The organism is Flavobacterium sp. KS-LB2 (genome assembly GCF_036895565.1).
GTDB lineage: Bacteria > Bacteroidota > Bacteroidia > Flavobacteriales > Flavobacteriaceae > Flavobacterium.
The window spans coordinates 1270512-1286063 of record NZ_CP145904.1 but is presented as its reverse complement, the minus strand read 5'-3'; the positions used below and the strand labels follow the sequence as shown (position 1 = coordinate 1286063).

The 15552-nt window shown below is 34.6% G+C and carries 13 protein-coding genes and 1 tRNA gene; 7 read left to right on the top strand and 7 right to left on the bottom strand.

What is annotated here, in order from left to right; genetic code table 11:
• Positions 1-984 carry an ArsO family NAD(P)H-dependent flavin-containing monooxygenase gene (locus tag V5J73_RS05520; RefSeq protein ID WP_338648175.1) on the top strand — a complete coding sequence of 328 codons (984 nt, stop codon included), beginning with the start codon at positions 1-3 and terminating at the stop codon, positions 982-984.
• Positions 985-1104: 120 nt separating this feature from the next.
• Here the strand turns inward: V5J73_RS05520 and V5J73_RS05515 are convergent, their stop codons facing one another.
• The 3 genes from V5J73_RS05515 to rocD all read right to left on the bottom strand — a co-directional run bounded on the left by V5J73_RS05515 (position 1105) and on the right by rocD (position 4985).
• Positions 1105-2400: a TIGR00341 family protein gene (locus V5J73_RS05515; RefSeq protein ID WP_338648174.1), complete on the bottom strand. Its 1296-nt coding sequence runs from the start codon at positions 2398-2400 to the stop codon at positions 1105-1107.
• A 339-nt stretch (positions 2401-2739) separates the two neighbouring features.
• Entirely contained in the window at positions 2740-3702 is a 963-nt protein-coding gene (locus V5J73_RS05510) for an arginase (RefSeq protein WP_338648173.1), read from the bottom strand.
• On the bottom strand, positions 3702-4985 hold the full coding sequence (gene rocD / locus V5J73_RS05505; protein WP_338648172.1) for an ornithine--oxo-acid transaminase: 1284 nt from the start codon (positions 4983-4985) through the stop codon (positions 3702-3704). The genes V5J73_RS05510 and rocD overlap by 1 nt, the downstream gene beginning before the upstream one ends.
• A 231-nt stretch (positions 4986-5216) precedes the next feature.
• On the opposite strand from rocD, the gene V5J73_RS05500 reads away from it, so the two are divergent.
• From V5J73_RS05500 to V5J73_RS05480, 5 genes are all read left to right on the top strand, one after another.
• On the top strand, positions 5217-5669 hold the full coding sequence (locus V5J73_RS05500; protein ID WP_338648171.1) for an Lrp/AsnC family transcriptional regulator: 453 nt from the start codon (positions 5217-5219) through the stop codon (positions 5667-5669).
• Positions 5670-5685: 16 nt separating this feature from the next.
• Entirely contained in the window at positions 5686-7887 is a 2202-nt protein-coding gene (locus V5J73_RS05495; protein WP_338648170.1) for a penicillin acylase family protein, read from the top strand.
• Positions 7888-7999: 112 nt separating this feature from the next.
• Positions 8000-8770, top strand: coding sequence for a dienelactone hydrolase family protein (locus tag V5J73_RS05490; RefSeq protein ID WP_338648168.1), 771 nt, complete (start codon positions 8000-8002; stop codon positions 8768-8770).
• Between the two features lie 101 nt (positions 8771-8871).
• Positions 8872-9888, top strand: coding sequence for a DUF3667 domain-containing protein (locus V5J73_RS05485; protein WP_338648165.1), 1017 nt, complete (start codon positions 8872-8874; stop codon positions 9886-9888).
• Positions 9889-9894: 6 nt separating this feature from the next.
• A complete protein-coding gene (locus V5J73_RS05480) occupies positions 9895-10908 on the top strand; it encodes a M28 family peptidase (RefSeq protein ID WP_338648164.1) in 1014 nt (337 codons plus the stop codon).
• Positions 10909-11131: 223 nt separating this feature from the next.
• On the opposite strand, the gene V5J73_RS05475 is transcribed toward V5J73_RS05480, so the two are convergent.
• The 4 genes from V5J73_RS05475 to V5J73_RS05460 form a co-directional block, all read right to left on the bottom strand.
• Positions 11132-11207 (bottom strand) — tRNA-His (locus V5J73_RS05475).
• Between the two features lie 74 nt (positions 11208-11281).
• On the bottom strand, positions 11282-11998 hold the full coding sequence (bshB1, locus tag V5J73_RS05470; RefSeq protein ID WP_338648161.1) for a bacillithiol biosynthesis deacetylase BshB1: 717 nt from the start codon (positions 11996-11998) through the stop codon (positions 11282-11284).
• Between the two features lie 51 nt (positions 11999-12049).
• Positions 12050-13129 carry an isochorismate synthase gene (locus V5J73_RS05465; RefSeq protein ID WP_338648160.1) on the bottom strand — a complete coding sequence of 360 codons (1080 nt, stop codon included), beginning with the start codon at positions 13127-13129 and terminating at the stop codon, positions 12050-12052.
• A 125-nt stretch (positions 13130-13254) separates the two neighbouring features.
• Positions 13255-13692 (bottom strand): PaaI family thioesterase, encoded by a 438-nt coding sequence (locus tag V5J73_RS05460; RefSeq protein WP_338648159.1) that lies wholly within the window; start codon positions 13690-13692, stop codon positions 13255-13257.
• 115 nt (positions 13693-13807) lie between these two features.
• Here V5J73_RS05460 and V5J73_RS05455 point away from each other — a divergent pair, with 115 nt between their 5' ends.
• Positions 13808-15334, top strand: a complete 1527-nt coding sequence (locus V5J73_RS05455) for a hypothetical protein (protein ID WP_338648158.1) — start codon at positions 13808-13810, stop codon at positions 15332-15334.
• Positions 15335-15552 lie beyond the last annotated feature (218 nt).

Below are 15552 nucleotides of genomic sequence, written 5' to 3'. Positions count from 1 at the left end.
ATGCACAAAATTCTGGATGTTATTGTTATCGGTGGCGGACAAAGCGGATTGGCATGCGGATATTATTTACGACGCTATAAACTCAACTTTCTAATCTTGGATAAAGAAGAAAAGTGTGGCGGCGCCTGGCTTCATGCTTGGGACAGTTTGACTCTTTTTTCTCCTGCCGAACACAGTTCTTTAGCGGGTTGGTTGATGCCAAAATCTGAAAATCTGTTTCCTTTAAAACAGGAAGTAATCGATTATTTGTGCCAATATGAAAAGCGTTACGAACTGCCGATAGAACGAGCGATTACTGTAGAAAACATAACATGTGAAAATCAAGTATTCAAAGTTTACACCAATAGAGGAATCTATTTTTCAAAAGCAATAATTGCTGCGGCAGGAACTTGGAACAATCCTTTTATTCCAAAGATTAAAGGAATAGAAACTTTCAAAGGGATTCAAATCCATTCTGCTAATTACAAAAATGCAGAACAGTTTAGAAATTTAAAAGTTCTTGTTGTTGGCGAAGGAAATTCAGGTGCGCAAATTGTAGCCGAAGTTTCTAAAGTCACCACTGTGAAATGGTCTACCAGAAAACCACCTCAATACTTGCCGAATGAAGTGGATGGATTTTATCTTTTCAACGTGGCAACTGCCAAATACAAAGCTGAAAAAGAAGGAAAACCATTTAATGCCGCCAATTATGATTTAGGAAATATTGTAATGGTGCCGCCTGTGAAAGAAGCTCGCTCTAGGGGAGTTTTGATTTCAAGTGGCGGTTTTGATAGCATGTATGAAAACGGTGTGATTTGGTCTGACGGAACCAAAGAAGATTTTGATGCGATAATCTGGTGTACCGGTTTTGGTTATGCTACGTCTTTTTTGAAAAATATTGTTTCAGCAGATGAACGCGGTATTGTAAAAACCGAAGAAAGCAAAGCAACTGAAATTCCCGGATTGTGGCTGGCAGGTTACGGCAGTTGGACTGGTTACGCATAAGCAACACTCATTGGAATAAACAGAAATGCCAAACAAACCTGTAACGAAATCAAAAAATATTTAAAGCAAATCTAAATCATATTAATTTAAAAAACAGTCAAACACAAGGTTTAAGCGAATTTATTGCCTTTTATAAATTTCTACCTCATCTGTTTTGAATTTGTTTTTTAGCCATGCTGCGAGTTTTTGTTTTTCGGTAGCATTTATATCTTTTTTACTTTCATAAAGCACTACAGTAATCACTTTTTTGGTAGCTTGATTTTCATTAAAAACATGATTTGCAATGGCAATATTCTCAATATCAGGAAACAGTATTCTTGTTTCATTTAGAATAGCATTGTTATCAAATTTCAAAGAAGTTATTTGATTTTGCAACTTGGCAATAATCAAATCTTTCTCACTCATGGTTTTATTGTTGAATGTAATTTCATTCAAAATATCCTGCTTCAGGTCGGTTGTATCTTGAATAATATTTAAAACCGTATTGTTCAATTCATACGTTTTCAATTTTTCATTAAGCCCTTTTATTTCTTCATTATCAAACCTTTTTCGCAAAAAAGCAATATCTATTTTTTTAGGGTTAGATGTAAACTGCGTTTTTTTATACAGCACAGTGTACCCTTTATCTATTAGCTCAACTTTCAAAAATTGTTCTACCTTTTGTTTGTATTTTTTTTCTTGATAAAGCTGATATGCAAAAAAGATACTAGGAACAATCAAAGCTAAAGTCAAAAAAGAAATCATATACTTCACTCTCTTTTCCGTCTTTAAATCAGTTTGTTTAACAATTGGATATTTTAAGTACTTGACTATAATAAAAGTTGCAATACAAATAAAAACACAATTAATCGTGTACAAATACATGGCGCCAAAAAAGAATTTAAAATTCCCCAAAGCTAGACCGTAACCCGCCGTACACAAAGGTGGCATTAAAGCCGTTGCGATGGCAACTCCTGGTATTGGATTTCCTTTTTCTACCCTTGTAATAGCGATTACGCCTACCAATCCTCCAAAAAAAGCAATAAAAATATCGTAAATATTAGGCGAGGTTCTGGCTAAAAGTTCGGACTGTGTGTCTTTAAAAGGACTCAAATAAAAGTAAATAGAAGAAACTACTAAACCCACTACAGTAGCAATAAGCAAATTTTTAAGTGATCGTTTGAGCAAATTAAAATCATAAATTCCCAAACCAAAACCAGCACCTACAATAGGCCCCATTAAAGGTGAAATAAGCATGGCACCAATAATAACCGCAGTTGAATTTACATTCAAGCCAACTGAAGCTACCACAATTGCACAAGCTAAAATCCATAAGTTGGATCCTCGAAAAGATATGTTTGACGTCACATTCTCTAATACTTTCTTTTTATTTTCTTCTCCGCTATGTAAGTCAATAAAATTCACTACTTTATTCATGCTTCTTTGCTTTATTTCTTTTCAGGATTATTTGTTTGATCAGAATTTAATGGTGTATATGATCAGTGAGTTCAGCAAGATAAACAATTTTGAAGAAATTTAAAACTTTCTCAATCTTCTAAAACCCCAATAAAGAGCTACAAACTCAATTTATAAGTATAGAATATTACAATATAAAAGAGATTACAAATAAAGAAAAAGATCAAATTTAAACAAAATGAGCCCGATACAATATCGAGCTCATTATTATCAAAATTAATTATAAATTTGTCTAAAATTTTGGGTGCGGTCTAATTAAGATTTCGGACTTTTTTATACTTTTTAAAGTAACAAATACAATTATTCAATAGGAAGAATAAGTGTTGTTGTTATCGCTTCCAAAACCTCAAAAGCGGTTTCAGCCATTTTATTTCCTTTAGTATCTAGTAAAGGATTTACCTCCACAAATTCGATACAAACTACTTTTTTCGTTTGGATAATCTGATTGATAATCGCTATGATTTCATACTGATCAAAACCTTTTGGAACAGGTGTACCAGTACCATAAGATATCATATCACAATCCATAGAATCCACATCAAAAGAAATATACAACACATCACAATGCGCAAGTTTTGACAAAGATTCAGCCACACAGGTTTCCAATCCTCTGTAACGCACTTCGTCAACCTTATAATTTTTAATGTTTAGTTTTTCAATTTGATGATCTTCCTCTTCTTCGGTATCACGAACACCAAAATAAATCAGATTTTCGGCTAAAACTTTCGGTCCTTGATAGCCTATATTTTTCATATCTTCCCAATGCTGTTGGGTTTCTGAAGGAACTACATTGTTTTGACAACTCAGATTATCATCACCGAGAGCTGCTGACAATGGCATTCCATGAATATTTCCTGATGGCGAAGTATAAGGCGAATGCAAATCTGCATGGGCATCAATCCAAAATACTCCAATATTTTGCTCTGGATACGCCGCTTTTATACCACTTAAAGTTCCTAATGCCGAGGAATGATCTCCTGATAATACTATTGGAAAATAATTACCTTCGATACTTTTCTTTACTGCATTACAAACTCGGGTACATTGCTCCACCACATGCTCAATTCTTTTAGCAGATGAACTCCGGTTTTTATCATATATCGATTCGTTATGCGTTTTGACATCTTCAAACTCAAATTGATTAAAATAGTCACTATTCTGATTAATTGCAGCAATTTCGATAGCATCAATACCTAAGTCGGAACCCCGAGTACCAGCTCCAATATCGGATCGATTCTTTATTAACTTTATCGTTTTTCCCATTATCTGAAATCATTTAAAGCTTTTTCAATAATTGCCAAACATTCGTGTATTTGAGATTCCGTGATTACTAATGGCGGGGCAAATCGAATTTTGTTACCATGTGTTGGTTTGGCCAATAATCCATAATCTCTAAATTTCATACAAATATCCCAAGCCAAGTCAGATTCTTCATCACTATTGACAACTATAGCATTCAATAATCCTTTTCCTCTAACCAGCGTTATTAATGGATTTCTGGCAGCAATCTCATTCAGTCCCGTTCTTAAAACTTCGCCTAAGTAAGCTGCATTTTGTGCTAAATTTTCCTCTTTCACAACTTCTAGTGCAGCAATAGCAACGGCAGCAGCAATTGGGTTTCCTCCAAAAGTTGAGCCGTGTTGCCCTGGCTTAATTACATTCATAATAGCATCATTCGCTAAAACTGCCGAAACAGGATAAACACCTCCAGAAATGGCTTTACCCAAGATTAAGATATCTGGTTTTACTTCTGGTTTGTTTTCACATCCTTTTTTACAGTCACAATTTCCACAAGTTGCCAATAATCTTCCTGTGCGCGCAATTCCTGTTTGCACTTCATCCGCAATAAATAAAACATTATGTGCTTCACAAAGTGCTTTCGTTTTTGCTAAATATCCTTCGGAAGGAACATAAACTCCTGCTTCACCTTGAATAGGTTCCACTAAAAATCCAGCAATATTTTTGGTTGATTTTAAAACGTTTTCCAATGCTTCGACATCATCGTATGGAATTTTAATAAATCCAGCCGTGAATGGCCCGAAGCTTTTACGCGCAGTTTCATCGTTCGAAAATGAAATGATTGTTGTAGTTCTTCCATGAAAATTATTTTCACAAACGATAATTTGCGCTTGATTTTCAGGGATTCCTTTAACCTCATACGCCCATTTTCTGCATAACTTCAAAGCCGTTTCCACTGCTTCAGCACCAGTATTCATAGGTAATACTTTATCAAAACCAAAATACTTGGTCACATATTCCTCAAACGGTCCTAATTGATCATTGTGAAAAGCACGTGAAGTCAATGTCAACGTTTGCGCTTGTTTTATCATAGCACCAACAATTTTTGGATGGCAATGTCCTTGATTCACGGCAGAATAAGCCGATAAAAAATCATAATATTTTTTTCCGTCCACATCCCATACATGAACCCCTTCACCTCTTTCTAAAACTACAGGTAAAGGATGGTAATTGTGAGCTCCGTATTGATTCTCTTTTGCTATCAACGCTTCAGATTTTGAAGAAAGGTTTTGTTCTGTATGTGCCATGATGTTTGGATTTTAATACTTTAAAGTACAAAATTACTATTTTTTTTTAATTTACCAATAAAAATAAATATTTTGACTTTTAAAAAGATTATATTTAGAAATATTTCTTTAATTTAGATTGAAATTAAGTCATTTTTTAAATTTACAATTCGATTTACAGACGCATTTCGAAATAAATAAAAATAAGTACTTTTATACAAACACAAAAGCATCATTTATAATTAAACCAACATGGATATAGTAGACGAATTCGATATCAATATTATCAAAGAATTAGAGAAAGACGGAAGAATGGCCTATTCAGCCATTGCAGCCAATCTAAAAATATCTAACACCATGGTGCATCAACGCATCAATAGATTAATGGAACAAGGAATACTTACCGGGATAAAACCTCTAATCAATGAAAAAAAAGTAGGTTATGATTGGGGATCTTTTACCGGAATTACCTTAAATAAAGATCAAGATTCTGACAGGATTATTGAAGAACTGAAAAAAATCCCTGAAATAACAGAATGCTATTACATCACCGGATCGTTTACCCTTTACATAAAAATTATTGCCAAAGATCATGAGCACATGCGTAAAGTTCTTTATGAAAAAATAGACAATATTCCTGGTATTGCCAAAACGGATTCAATAATTGAATTGGGTTGTGCTTTCAAAAGAAATGTAAGTCTCTAACATAATATTCCATAAAATGAAGTATTTCAAAAATCATTTACCAGTTACAATCCTAGTTTTTTGTTTTAGTTTCTCGATGTTTTCACAAAAAATATCAAATCAAGAAATAGAAAGACTAAAAAAACTGTCCCAACAAGTCACCATTATCAGGGATAATTGGGGAATTCCACACATATATGGAAAAACCGATGCGGATGCCGTTTTTGGAATGTTATACGCACAATGTGAAGACGATTTCAAGCGGGTAGAAATGAATTATATTGAAAAACTCGGTCGCCTTTCGGAAATCAAAGGGCAGTCGGTTTTATACAATGATTTAGAAATTAAACTTTTGATGAATACCGAAGAAGCGAAAGCAGATTATAAAAAAGCGGCACCTTGGTTGAAAAAATTATTAAACAGTTATGCGGACGGAATCAACTTTTACCTATACAATCACCCCGAAGTAAAACCCGCTTTATTGACTCGTTTTGAACCGTGGTTCCCGTTGCTTTGGACCGATGGAAGTATTGGAGCCATAAGCACCGCTGATCTTTCAACCGGAGAATTGAAAGCTTTTTATTCTGGAAATACTGATAAAGTGGCCTACATAGAAAGAGAAAAAGACGTGCAAACAGGTTCTAATGGTTTTGCAATTGCTCCATCAAAAACGGCATCGGGAAACTCCATTTTATACATTAATCCACATACTTCTTTTTATTATAGACCAGAAATACAAATGAGCAGCGAAGAAGGATTGAACGCTTACGGAGCAGTGACTTGGGGACAATTTTTCATTTACCAAGGATTTAATGAGAATTGCGGCTGGATGCATACCTCTTCAAATGTAGATGTTGCGGATATGTATGCTGAAAAAATCGTGACCAAAAACAACAAACTTTTTTACGAATACAACAACAAATTAGTTCCGGTTATCGAGAAAAAAATAACTATAAAATATCTGGAAAACGGGAAATTGATTCCTAAATCATTCAACACCTATCATACCAATCACGGTCCCATAATGGCCATAAGAGACGGGAAATGGATTAGCTTAAAATCGAATAATCGTTCGATGAAAAGTTTAGAACAAAGTTGGATACGAACAAAATCAAAAAACTTTGCAGACTACAAAACAGCAATGGATTTGAAAGCCAATACTTCAAACAATACGGTTTATGCTGATAAAGAAGGAAATATAGCGTATTGGCATGGGAATTTTGTTCCTATTCGGGACAAGAAACTAAATTGGTCAAAAGTTATAGACGGTACAACACCGGCAACACAATGGAAAGGATTACATGAAGTTTCAGAAACGGTACATTCTTATAACCCAATAAATGGTTGGCTGCAAAACTGTAATTCTACACCGTACACCGTAGCGGGTGCCAATAGTCCAAAAGAAGAAAACTACTTGCCGTACATGGCACCAGATGGGGAAAGTTTCAGAGGATTAAATGCCGTTCGACTCTTGAGTAAAGGCGATAAATATACCTTAGACAAAGTAATTGCTGACGGTTACGACACAAAACTGACCGCTTTCGAGTTTTTAATTCCAGCATTAATTTCTAGTTTTGACAAAAATATCAGTATAGAAGACCCGCGCTACGCTGAGCTTTCAGAACCGATAGCGCTATTAAAAAATTGGGATTATTATGCTCGAGAAAATTCTGTGGCTACAACTCTCGCTGTGGAATGGGGGTATAAATTAGACCCAATTATTCAAAAAGTGTATGTAGATGAAGGCGAAATGGACCAAGTGGAAAACACCCGTAATTTTGCAAAAAACGCATTTCCAGATCAATTGATTCCGCAATTACATATGGTGGTAAACGATTTGAAGATTAAATTTGGAACTTGGCAAATTCCATGGGGAGAAATCAACCGTTTCCAAAGAGCTTCCGGTGACATAAATCTGATTTATAATGATGCTCTTGAAAGTTTGCCTATAGGTTACGGACCAGCAATTTGGGGAAGCTTACCGGCATACAAAAGCAACTATCAAAAAGATACCAAAAAACGCTATGGAACAAATGGAAACAGTTTTGTGTGCGCAGTCGAATTTGGACCAAAAATAAAAGCCAAATCATTACTCGCAGGCGGAAACAGTGGTGATCCAAAATCGAAACATTTTTACGATCAGGCAGAAATGTACAGAAATGGAGAATTCAAAGATGTCTTGTTTTACAAAGAAGACGTTCAAAAACATGCTGAGAAATCCTATCATCCCGGAGAATAATTACCAAATCGCCATTATAAGAATTTAAAATACTGTTATCAATTAAAAAAATCACGGTACTAATTTCAGAATAAATTAATTGAGATATTTGTAAAAGATAAAAACAATCAATATGAAAAATATTTTCTTAGCCTTTTTAGGATTTTTATTATTCTCCAACGGCGCTTTTGCACAGTTAAAAGCAGTACAATACACGGATGGAAATCAAAAATTAAACGGATTAGCAATTGCACCTAAAAAAGGAAGCAAAACGAAGCCCGGAATTTTAATCCTTCCCGCATGGAAAGGAATCGACAATCACTCCAAAGAATCAGCAGAAAAACTTTCAAACATGGGATATTATGCCTTTATAGCTGATATTTATGGCGAGGGAAATTATCCTACCAACACACAAGAAGCAGGAAAGCAAGCTGGTTATTACAAAACTAATGTGAGTGATTATCAAAGACGCATTCAACTTGCGTTAGATCAATTAGTAAAAGCAGGCGCTAATCCAGACAATATTGTTATGATTGGTTATTGTTTTGGTGGAACTGGTGTTCTAGAAGCTGCAAGAACTGGAATGAAAACACAAGGAATTGTTTCTTTTCATGGTGGTTTAGGTCGTGACGCTGCTAGAGTAAACAATCCAATTACTACTAGAGTTTTAGTGCTTCACGGCGCTGATGATCCTTATGTTCCTGTAACTGAAATAACCGCTTTTCAACAAGAAATGAGAGATACAAAAGCAGATTGGGAAATGATTTATTACGCTGATGCAGTTCATGCTTTTACAGAGCCTGAAGCTGGGAATGATAATTCTAAAGGAGCGGCGTACAATGAAAAAGCAGCAAAACGTTCTTGGGAACGCATGAATACTTTCTTAAAAGAAGTTTTGAAATAATTTTTTATATATAATTTTTAAAAAACAGTATAAGTTCAGTTTTTTTGTTAGTTTTATAACTTAAAACACAACAAGATTCTATAATTTATACTGTTTTTTTTATGTCCAAAAGTAAAATAAGAAACGACAAAACGTGTCTGAATTGCAGGTATGTTGTAGAAAATAGATTCTGTCCTAATTGTGGACAAGAGAATACGGATACCCGAAAGACCTTTCACCATCTCTTTATCCACTTCTTTGAAGACTTAACGCACTATGAAAATGCTTTTTGGAGAACCATAAAAAATCTTTTATTCAAGCCCTCTGCATTGACTAAAGAATATCTTTCTGGGAAACGACTCTCCTATTTGGCTCCTGTTCGGCTTTATATTTTTATCAGTTTTATTACTTTTCTATTGATTGCTATTTTTCCCAATACAATCAATTCCAATGAAAATGCACTCAAAAAAGAACCAAAAGTAACCACTAAAAATAAGTTTCTTCAGAATACTATTATTACCAAAAATGATTCGGTTATAGAGAACCAAACTAATTCAAAAGATGACATCAATATACTGTCATTTGGATACGAATCAGTAGAACAATTAGACTCCATCCAAAAACATGCGCCTGAGTCTGAAAAGTTATCCGATTTTAATTATTGGATGAATAGAAAAATTCAAATTGTTAAAAAAAACAACACACAAAGTGAAATTATTGAAAAATTCATAAGCTCCTTTACCCATAATTTACCCAAAGTCCTGTTTGTTTTCATGCCTATCTTTGCTTTTTTTCTCTGGCTTTTCCATAGCAAAAAACGCTGGTATTACTTTGACCATGGCATTTTTACCTTACATTACTTTTCGTTTTTATTACTCCTTTTTCTATTACTGTTCCTTATTAACAAAGGATTGTCTCCATTTGCAGCACTAGGGATTGTTTCTTTCATACAGATAGTCATTAACGTCATAGGAACTGCATGGATGATTTATTATTTCTTTCCCGCACACCATCGTTTTTATGGAGAAACGCGCTTAATATCTTTTATAAAAAGTAGCTTACTATTTTTTATAAACTTCATTCTTATCATAATAATTTTATCAATTTTTGCTATTTACACCTTTATCAATTTACATTAAAAAAACATGAAAAAAATCCCTTTATTAGGTCTGATGGTCGTTTTAAATATGAGCTGTACTACTCAAAAAATTAGTATTGCAAATATCGACCCTACAAAATACATGAATACAATTACGGCTGACGAATTAAAAACGCACCTTTATATCGTTGCTTCTGACGAAATGGAAGGTCGTGAAACAGGTTCAGCAGGCCAGAAAAAAGCAGGTCTATACCTCATCAATGAATACAAGAAAAACGGTATCAGCTTCCCAACTGGAGCTTCAGACTTTTACCAAAAAATCCCTGCTGCGTTCCTTAATGCAAAACGCAATGAAAACTTACCCGATTCAGAAAATGTTTGGGCATTCATAGAAGGCTCTGAAAAACCAAATGAGATACTAGTTATTTCTGCCCATTACGATCACGTAGGTGCAAAAAACGGAGAAATTTATAATGGTGCTGATGATGATGGATCAGGAACAGTGGCCTTGTTAGAAATTGCGCAAGCATTCCAAATTGCTAAAAAAGCAGGACACGGCCCAAAACGCTCAATACTTTTTCTTCATGTTACTGGTGAAGAACACGGCTTACATGGTTCCAGATATTACTCTGAAAATCCTTTGTTTCCCTTAGCAAACACCATTACTGATATTAATATTGACATGATAGGGCGTCGTGACGAAGCGCATGCTGGCAGTAATAATTATGTATATGTGATTGGCGCAAACCGATTATCGACAGATTTAGATAACATTTGCACCATTGCAAACGCTAAATACACCAATTTGGATTTAGATTATAAATACAATGACCCTAAAGATCCAAACCATTTCTATGAGCGTTCTGACCATTATAACTTTGCAAAATATGGTATTCCTTCAGTATTCCTTTTCAACGGCGTACATGCAGACTATCACAAACCAACAGACAGTCCTGACAAAATTGAATACGATGCATTAACAAAAAGAGCGCAATTTGCTTTTGTAACCGCTTGGGAACTGGCAAATCGTACCGAAAGACCTATCGTAGATAAGAAATAGAGTAACCATTGGGGCACATCCACGCTTTCACTAGCGTTACAGCGTGGTCGGGCTATACGTTACAATCTTTATCGTCTCGTTAAAAAACGAGTCAATAAAGGATTTACACTACTATCCCTTGTGCAAATCAAAAAAAGAGCTTTGAAGGAATTCAAAGCTCTTTTTTGTACCTAAATTTAATCCACAAAAAAAGCCCCTCATTTCTGAGAGGCTTTTGCTTTCTGGGTGGGAGACGGGGCTCGAACCCGCGACCCTCGGTACCACAAACCGATGCTCTAACCAACTGAGCTACAACCACCATTTGCTTAGCGGTGGCAAATATACAACATAAGTTTACTTCTGCAAATATTTTTTTTAAAAATTTACATCAAATTTACATCAAATCTCCTAAGCTATTGACTGCCAAATATCTTTCAACAGTAAAACCTTCGGCATGTTCTACTCCTGTGAGTCTTCCTAAATCTCTAGAACGATAATTCAGGCTTTCTAAGAAGTTTTTACTCGTTATTGGCGATTCTGGTTCATTAGAATTTGCATCATAAAATTGAGAACCGTATGCCAAAATGGATTCGATTTTTTTATCTGTGAAACCTGTAATATCAACTACGAAATCCGGTTCAATATTTTTCCATTGTATGTAATGGTATACCAACTTGGGTCTCCAAGCCTTTTGTCTTTCATCTTCTAATGTGGTTTCAATCTTCATCAGCCCTGATAGAAAACAAGCATCAGAAACCAGCTTACTTCCTTTTGCATGATCAATATGTCGGTCATCAATTGCATTACACAAAACAATTTCAGGCTGATATTTTCGAATCATTTTTATAATTTCTAATTGATGCTTTTCGTCATTAACAAAAAAACCATCACGCATTTCTAAATTTTCACGCGCAGAAACTCCTAAAATCTTTGCGGCAGCATTTGCTTCTTGGTCTCTAATTTCAGCTGAACCACGAGTTCCTAATTCGCCTCGGGTCAAATCAATAATCCCTACTGTTTTCCCTAACGAGATTTCTTTTAAAATAGTTCCTGCACAACCTAATTCTACATCATCAGGATGTGCACCAAAAGCAAGTATATCTAATTTCATTTTATTTATTTTTTAATATGTAAACCCTAGTATTTATTTAAACCTCATTTATTACAATACACGTTTCATAGTAGCAGATTTATTCACACTCTCCTTCCATTCATTTTCAGGAATGCTGTCCTTTGTAATACCACACCCCATGTATAGATGAGCTTTTGTCAATTCGTGATTGGAAGCATCCTTTATTTGCATGCATCGTAAATTGACATACAAATCGGATTTTAATTCTTCTTTATTAAATCCAACCTTGTTCAATTCTCCTAAAAAACCAGTGTAGTATTCTCTTTCATAACCTTCATTGTGAAGAATAAAATCCTTAGCAGCCTCTTTTGCCAATCCACAGACAGCTGGCGTAGGATGCAAAACAGAAACAACTTGTTTCAAAGTAGCATTATCTTTTATTACGCCTTCAACATCTGTTTTAATATGCGCCAAAGTTCCTGCTTGCATCGTGTAAGGGCTTGAAACTGCTACCTCCGTAGTCACGTCCTTTAGATTATTCAAAATAAAATCAGTGACAAATTGCTGCTCTTCTATTTCTTTCTGCTCCCAAGCCACTTCAGTTATTCCTTGAAGTTTTTGAGTTCCTGCCAAAGCCATTGTATAAAAGGTATTATTATTAGACTTGAGCAATTGCTCTGGTGTAGCACCCATCCATAATCCTATTTTTGGATGAAACCAACAATAGCAAAAAGCAGTTGGGTAACTCTGAATTAATTTTTCGAAAACTGAAACTAAATCAAAATTAGGTAAATCAACTATTTCTTTCCGTGACAATACCACTTTTTTCAAAGTCCCTTTTGCAATAGCATCAATTCCCTTTTCAACAAGCCTTACAAAATGTTCCTTTGCTTGAAAATCTTCTAAATTCAGAACATCAGATTCCTCATTTTCTTTAACAGAAGTAATCAAGGTCTGCCATTTTACCGATTGATTTCTAGGAATCAGTATCATCTGACTTCCTTCAAAAGGAGCGAAAACAAAACCTGTTTCTTCAAAATTTTCGGCAAAATACAAATGGTCATTATTTTGAAAATAACCTGCTAGATTGATGTTATTTGGTTTTCTGTACAAGACAAAAGGTAAGTTTTGAGCTTTATGTTGTTTTACTTTTATAAAAAAATCAATCATATCTTATGTATTAAAATATAAATTCTATTAAAACTAAAGGTGGTATCATGTGCTTGATTTTGATAAAAACCCTTTTACACTTTTACTAAAACTGTTTTTTTGACTTTAACCACACTAAAATCCAATTATTTATCTCCTGCTTTTCTTTTTGGTAAAACCATATTGGTAAGTTTACAAAGTGAAATCAAGTTATTGTTTTCATCCGTAATTCGGATTTCCCAAAGATGAATACTTCTCCCCTTGTGAACAATCTTAGCGGTTGCCGTTACAATTCCGTCCCGCTTTGCTTTCAAATGATTGGCTGAAATTTCAATTCCGCGCACCTCGCTTAGTTCAGAATTCACATAAAGCATTGAAGCGGCACTACCCACACTTTCTGCTAAAGCCACTGATGCGCCACCATGCAATAATCCCATTGGCTGATGAACAGAGGGATTCACAGGCATTGTAGCAACCAGAAAATCTTCTCCCGCATCAGTATATTCGATCTTCAATGTTTGCATTAAGGTGTTTTTAGAAACGTGATTGCAATATTGAAGTATTTTTTCTTTGTCGAATGTCATCTTTTTGTGTTTAAAAATGTAAAAATAATTAAAAGATAAGTCACATAACAGTAATTACAATTGTTATTCTTATTTCAAAATAGAATTTCCTTATTTTTACAAAAAATATAACCAAATGCGTCCTATCACATTACTTTTTTTTATTGGAATTATCCTATGTATTTGTTCCTGTCGTTCCGATTTTGAGACTGTAGCGAGTACTGGTGATTTGAAATTCTCGAAGGACACCGTTTATTTAGATACCGTTTTTAGCAATATAGGTTCTAGCACGTACCGACTCAAAGTATACAATAAAAGCAAGAATGACATTACCATTCCAACTATTAAATTAGGAAAAGGATTGAATTCAAAATACCGAATGACCGTTGATGGAATGCAGGGAACAGAAGGGAAAATTTTTAACAACGTAGACCTTTTAGCCAAAGACAGTTTGTATATTTTTATTGAAACCACTGCTGCTATTGCAGATACAAATCCGGCTGACTTTTTATACACCGATCAAATTCAGTTTGATAGTGGTGAAAATCTTCAAAATGTGGAACTAGTTACCCTTGTACAAGATGCTATTTTTCTTTATCCACAGCGATTTACCGATGGAACTAGTGAAACACTACCAATAGGAAACGAGAAAATTGATGGCTTTTACCTAGATGAAAATGACGCTATTAATGGAAATGAATTGCAGTTTACTAATAACAAACCCTATGTGATTTATGGCTACGCAGCAGTTCCTTCGAATAAAACTGCTACTTTTGAAGCAGGAACTAGAGTTCATTTTCATGCAAACTCAGGACTAATTGTAGCCAATAACGCATCGATACAGGTTAATGGAACACTTTCAACAACGGATAAACTAGAAAACGAGGTCGTTTTTGAAGGTGACCGTTTAGAACCGGATTTTTCAGATGTACCAGGACAATGGGGTACCATTTGGCTCACCGACGGTAGTACTAATAACACATTGAATCACCTAACGATTAAAAATGCAACCATTGGTTTGTTAATTCAAAACAATGATGGGACAACAGTTTCTATCAAAAATACCCAAATCTACAATAGCAGTAACTACGGAATTTTGGCGCAGACCGCAAAAATCAAAGGGAAAAATTTAGTTATCAATAATGCCGGACAAGCCAGTTTAGCGTGTTCTTATGGCGGAAATTATTCTTTTACACATTCCACCTTCAACAATAACTGGAACAGCTCACAACAAGTAGCAGTTTTGGTGAGCAATTATATTTTGGGAGCAGTTCCGGAAGTGAAAGATTTAACCGCAGCCACATTTAACAATTGTATTATTTATGGGTCGTACTCAAACGAAATGAGTTTAAACAAGAAAACAGGGGCTACTTTTGAATACCAATTCAACAATTGCCTGATTAAATTTGACAACGTATCCAATCAATTTTCAACAAATCCCGATTATCAATTCAATACTGACACAGCACACTATACTGCTATAATTTTGAACAAAGACCCGAAATTTTTCAATACATCACAGAACAAATTCAATATTGATGAAACTTCAGCAGCTTTCGCAAAAGGGAGTTCGGCGTATTTAATTCCGCTTGATATTTTAGGAAACACAAGAACTTTACCACCAGATTTGGGTGCGTATCAAAACAAAGTTTTTCCAAAATAAACACCATTGCTTTAACTCCAATTCCAATTTTCATTTCTGTTTTCTTCTAAAGTAAGAGTAAAACTACTTTCCTTAAAATGTTAATAATTATGTTAAGAAAATCTTAATTAACTTCATAATTTCTTAACATAACCCATCATAAAAGTTATAAATTTGCGCGTCATCAGTATTTTAAGATTTGAAAATCAAGTTTTTAAAAACTGAAACTAACCCCAATA

Excerpts from the sequence above, each read along its gene's own strand:
- V5J73_RS05520 (WP_338648175.1), top strand. The coding sequence starts at position 1 with ATGCACAAAATTCTGGATGTTATTGTTATCGGTGGCGGACAAAGCGGA.
- V5J73_RS05500 (WP_338648171.1), top strand. The coding sequence starts at position 5,217 with ATGGATATAGTAGACGAATTCGATATCAATATTATCAAAGAATTAGAG.
- V5J73_RS05485 (WP_338648165.1), top strand. The coding sequence starts at position 8,872 with ATGTCCAAAAGTAAAATAAGAAACGACAAAACGTGTCTGAATTGCAGG.
- V5J73_RS05465 (WP_338648160.1), bottom strand. The coding sequence starts at position 13,129 with ATGATTGATTTTTTTATAAAAGTAAAACAACATAAAGCTCAAAACTTA.
- V5J73_RS05490 (WP_338648168.1), top strand. The coding sequence starts at position 8,000 with ATGAAAAATATTTTCTTAGCCTTTTTAGGATTTTTATTATTCTCCAAC.
- V5J73_RS05460 (WP_338648159.1), bottom strand. The coding sequence starts at position 13,692 with ATGACATTCGACAAAGAAAAAATACTTCAATATTGCAATCACGTTTCT.
- V5J73_RS05480 (WP_338648164.1), top strand. The coding sequence starts at position 9,895 with ATGAAAAAAATCCCTTTATTAGGTCTGATGGTCGTTTTAAATATGAGC.
- V5J73_RS05495 (WP_338648170.1), top strand. The coding sequence starts at position 5,686 with ATGAAGTATTTCAAAAATCATTTACCAGTTACAATCCTAGTTTTTTGT.
- V5J73_RS05515 (WP_338648174.1), bottom strand. The coding sequence starts at position 2,400 with ATGAATAAAGTAGTGAATTTTATTGACTTACATAGCGGAGAAGAAAAT.
- V5J73_RS05455 (WP_338648158.1), top strand. The coding sequence starts at position 13,808 with ATGCGTCCTATCACATTACTTTTTTTTATTGGAATTATCCTATGTATT.
- V5J73_RS05510 (WP_338648173.1), bottom strand. The coding sequence starts at position 3,702 with ATGGGAAAAACGATAAAGTTAATAAAGAATCGATCCGATATTGGAGCT.
- bshB1 (WP_338648161.1), bottom strand. The coding sequence starts at position 11,998 with ATGAAATTAGATATACTTGCTTTTGGTGCACATCCTGATGATGTAGAA.
- rocD (WP_338648172.1), bottom strand. The coding sequence starts at position 4,985 with ATGGCACATACAGAACAAAACCTTTCTTCAAAATCTGAAGCGTTGATA.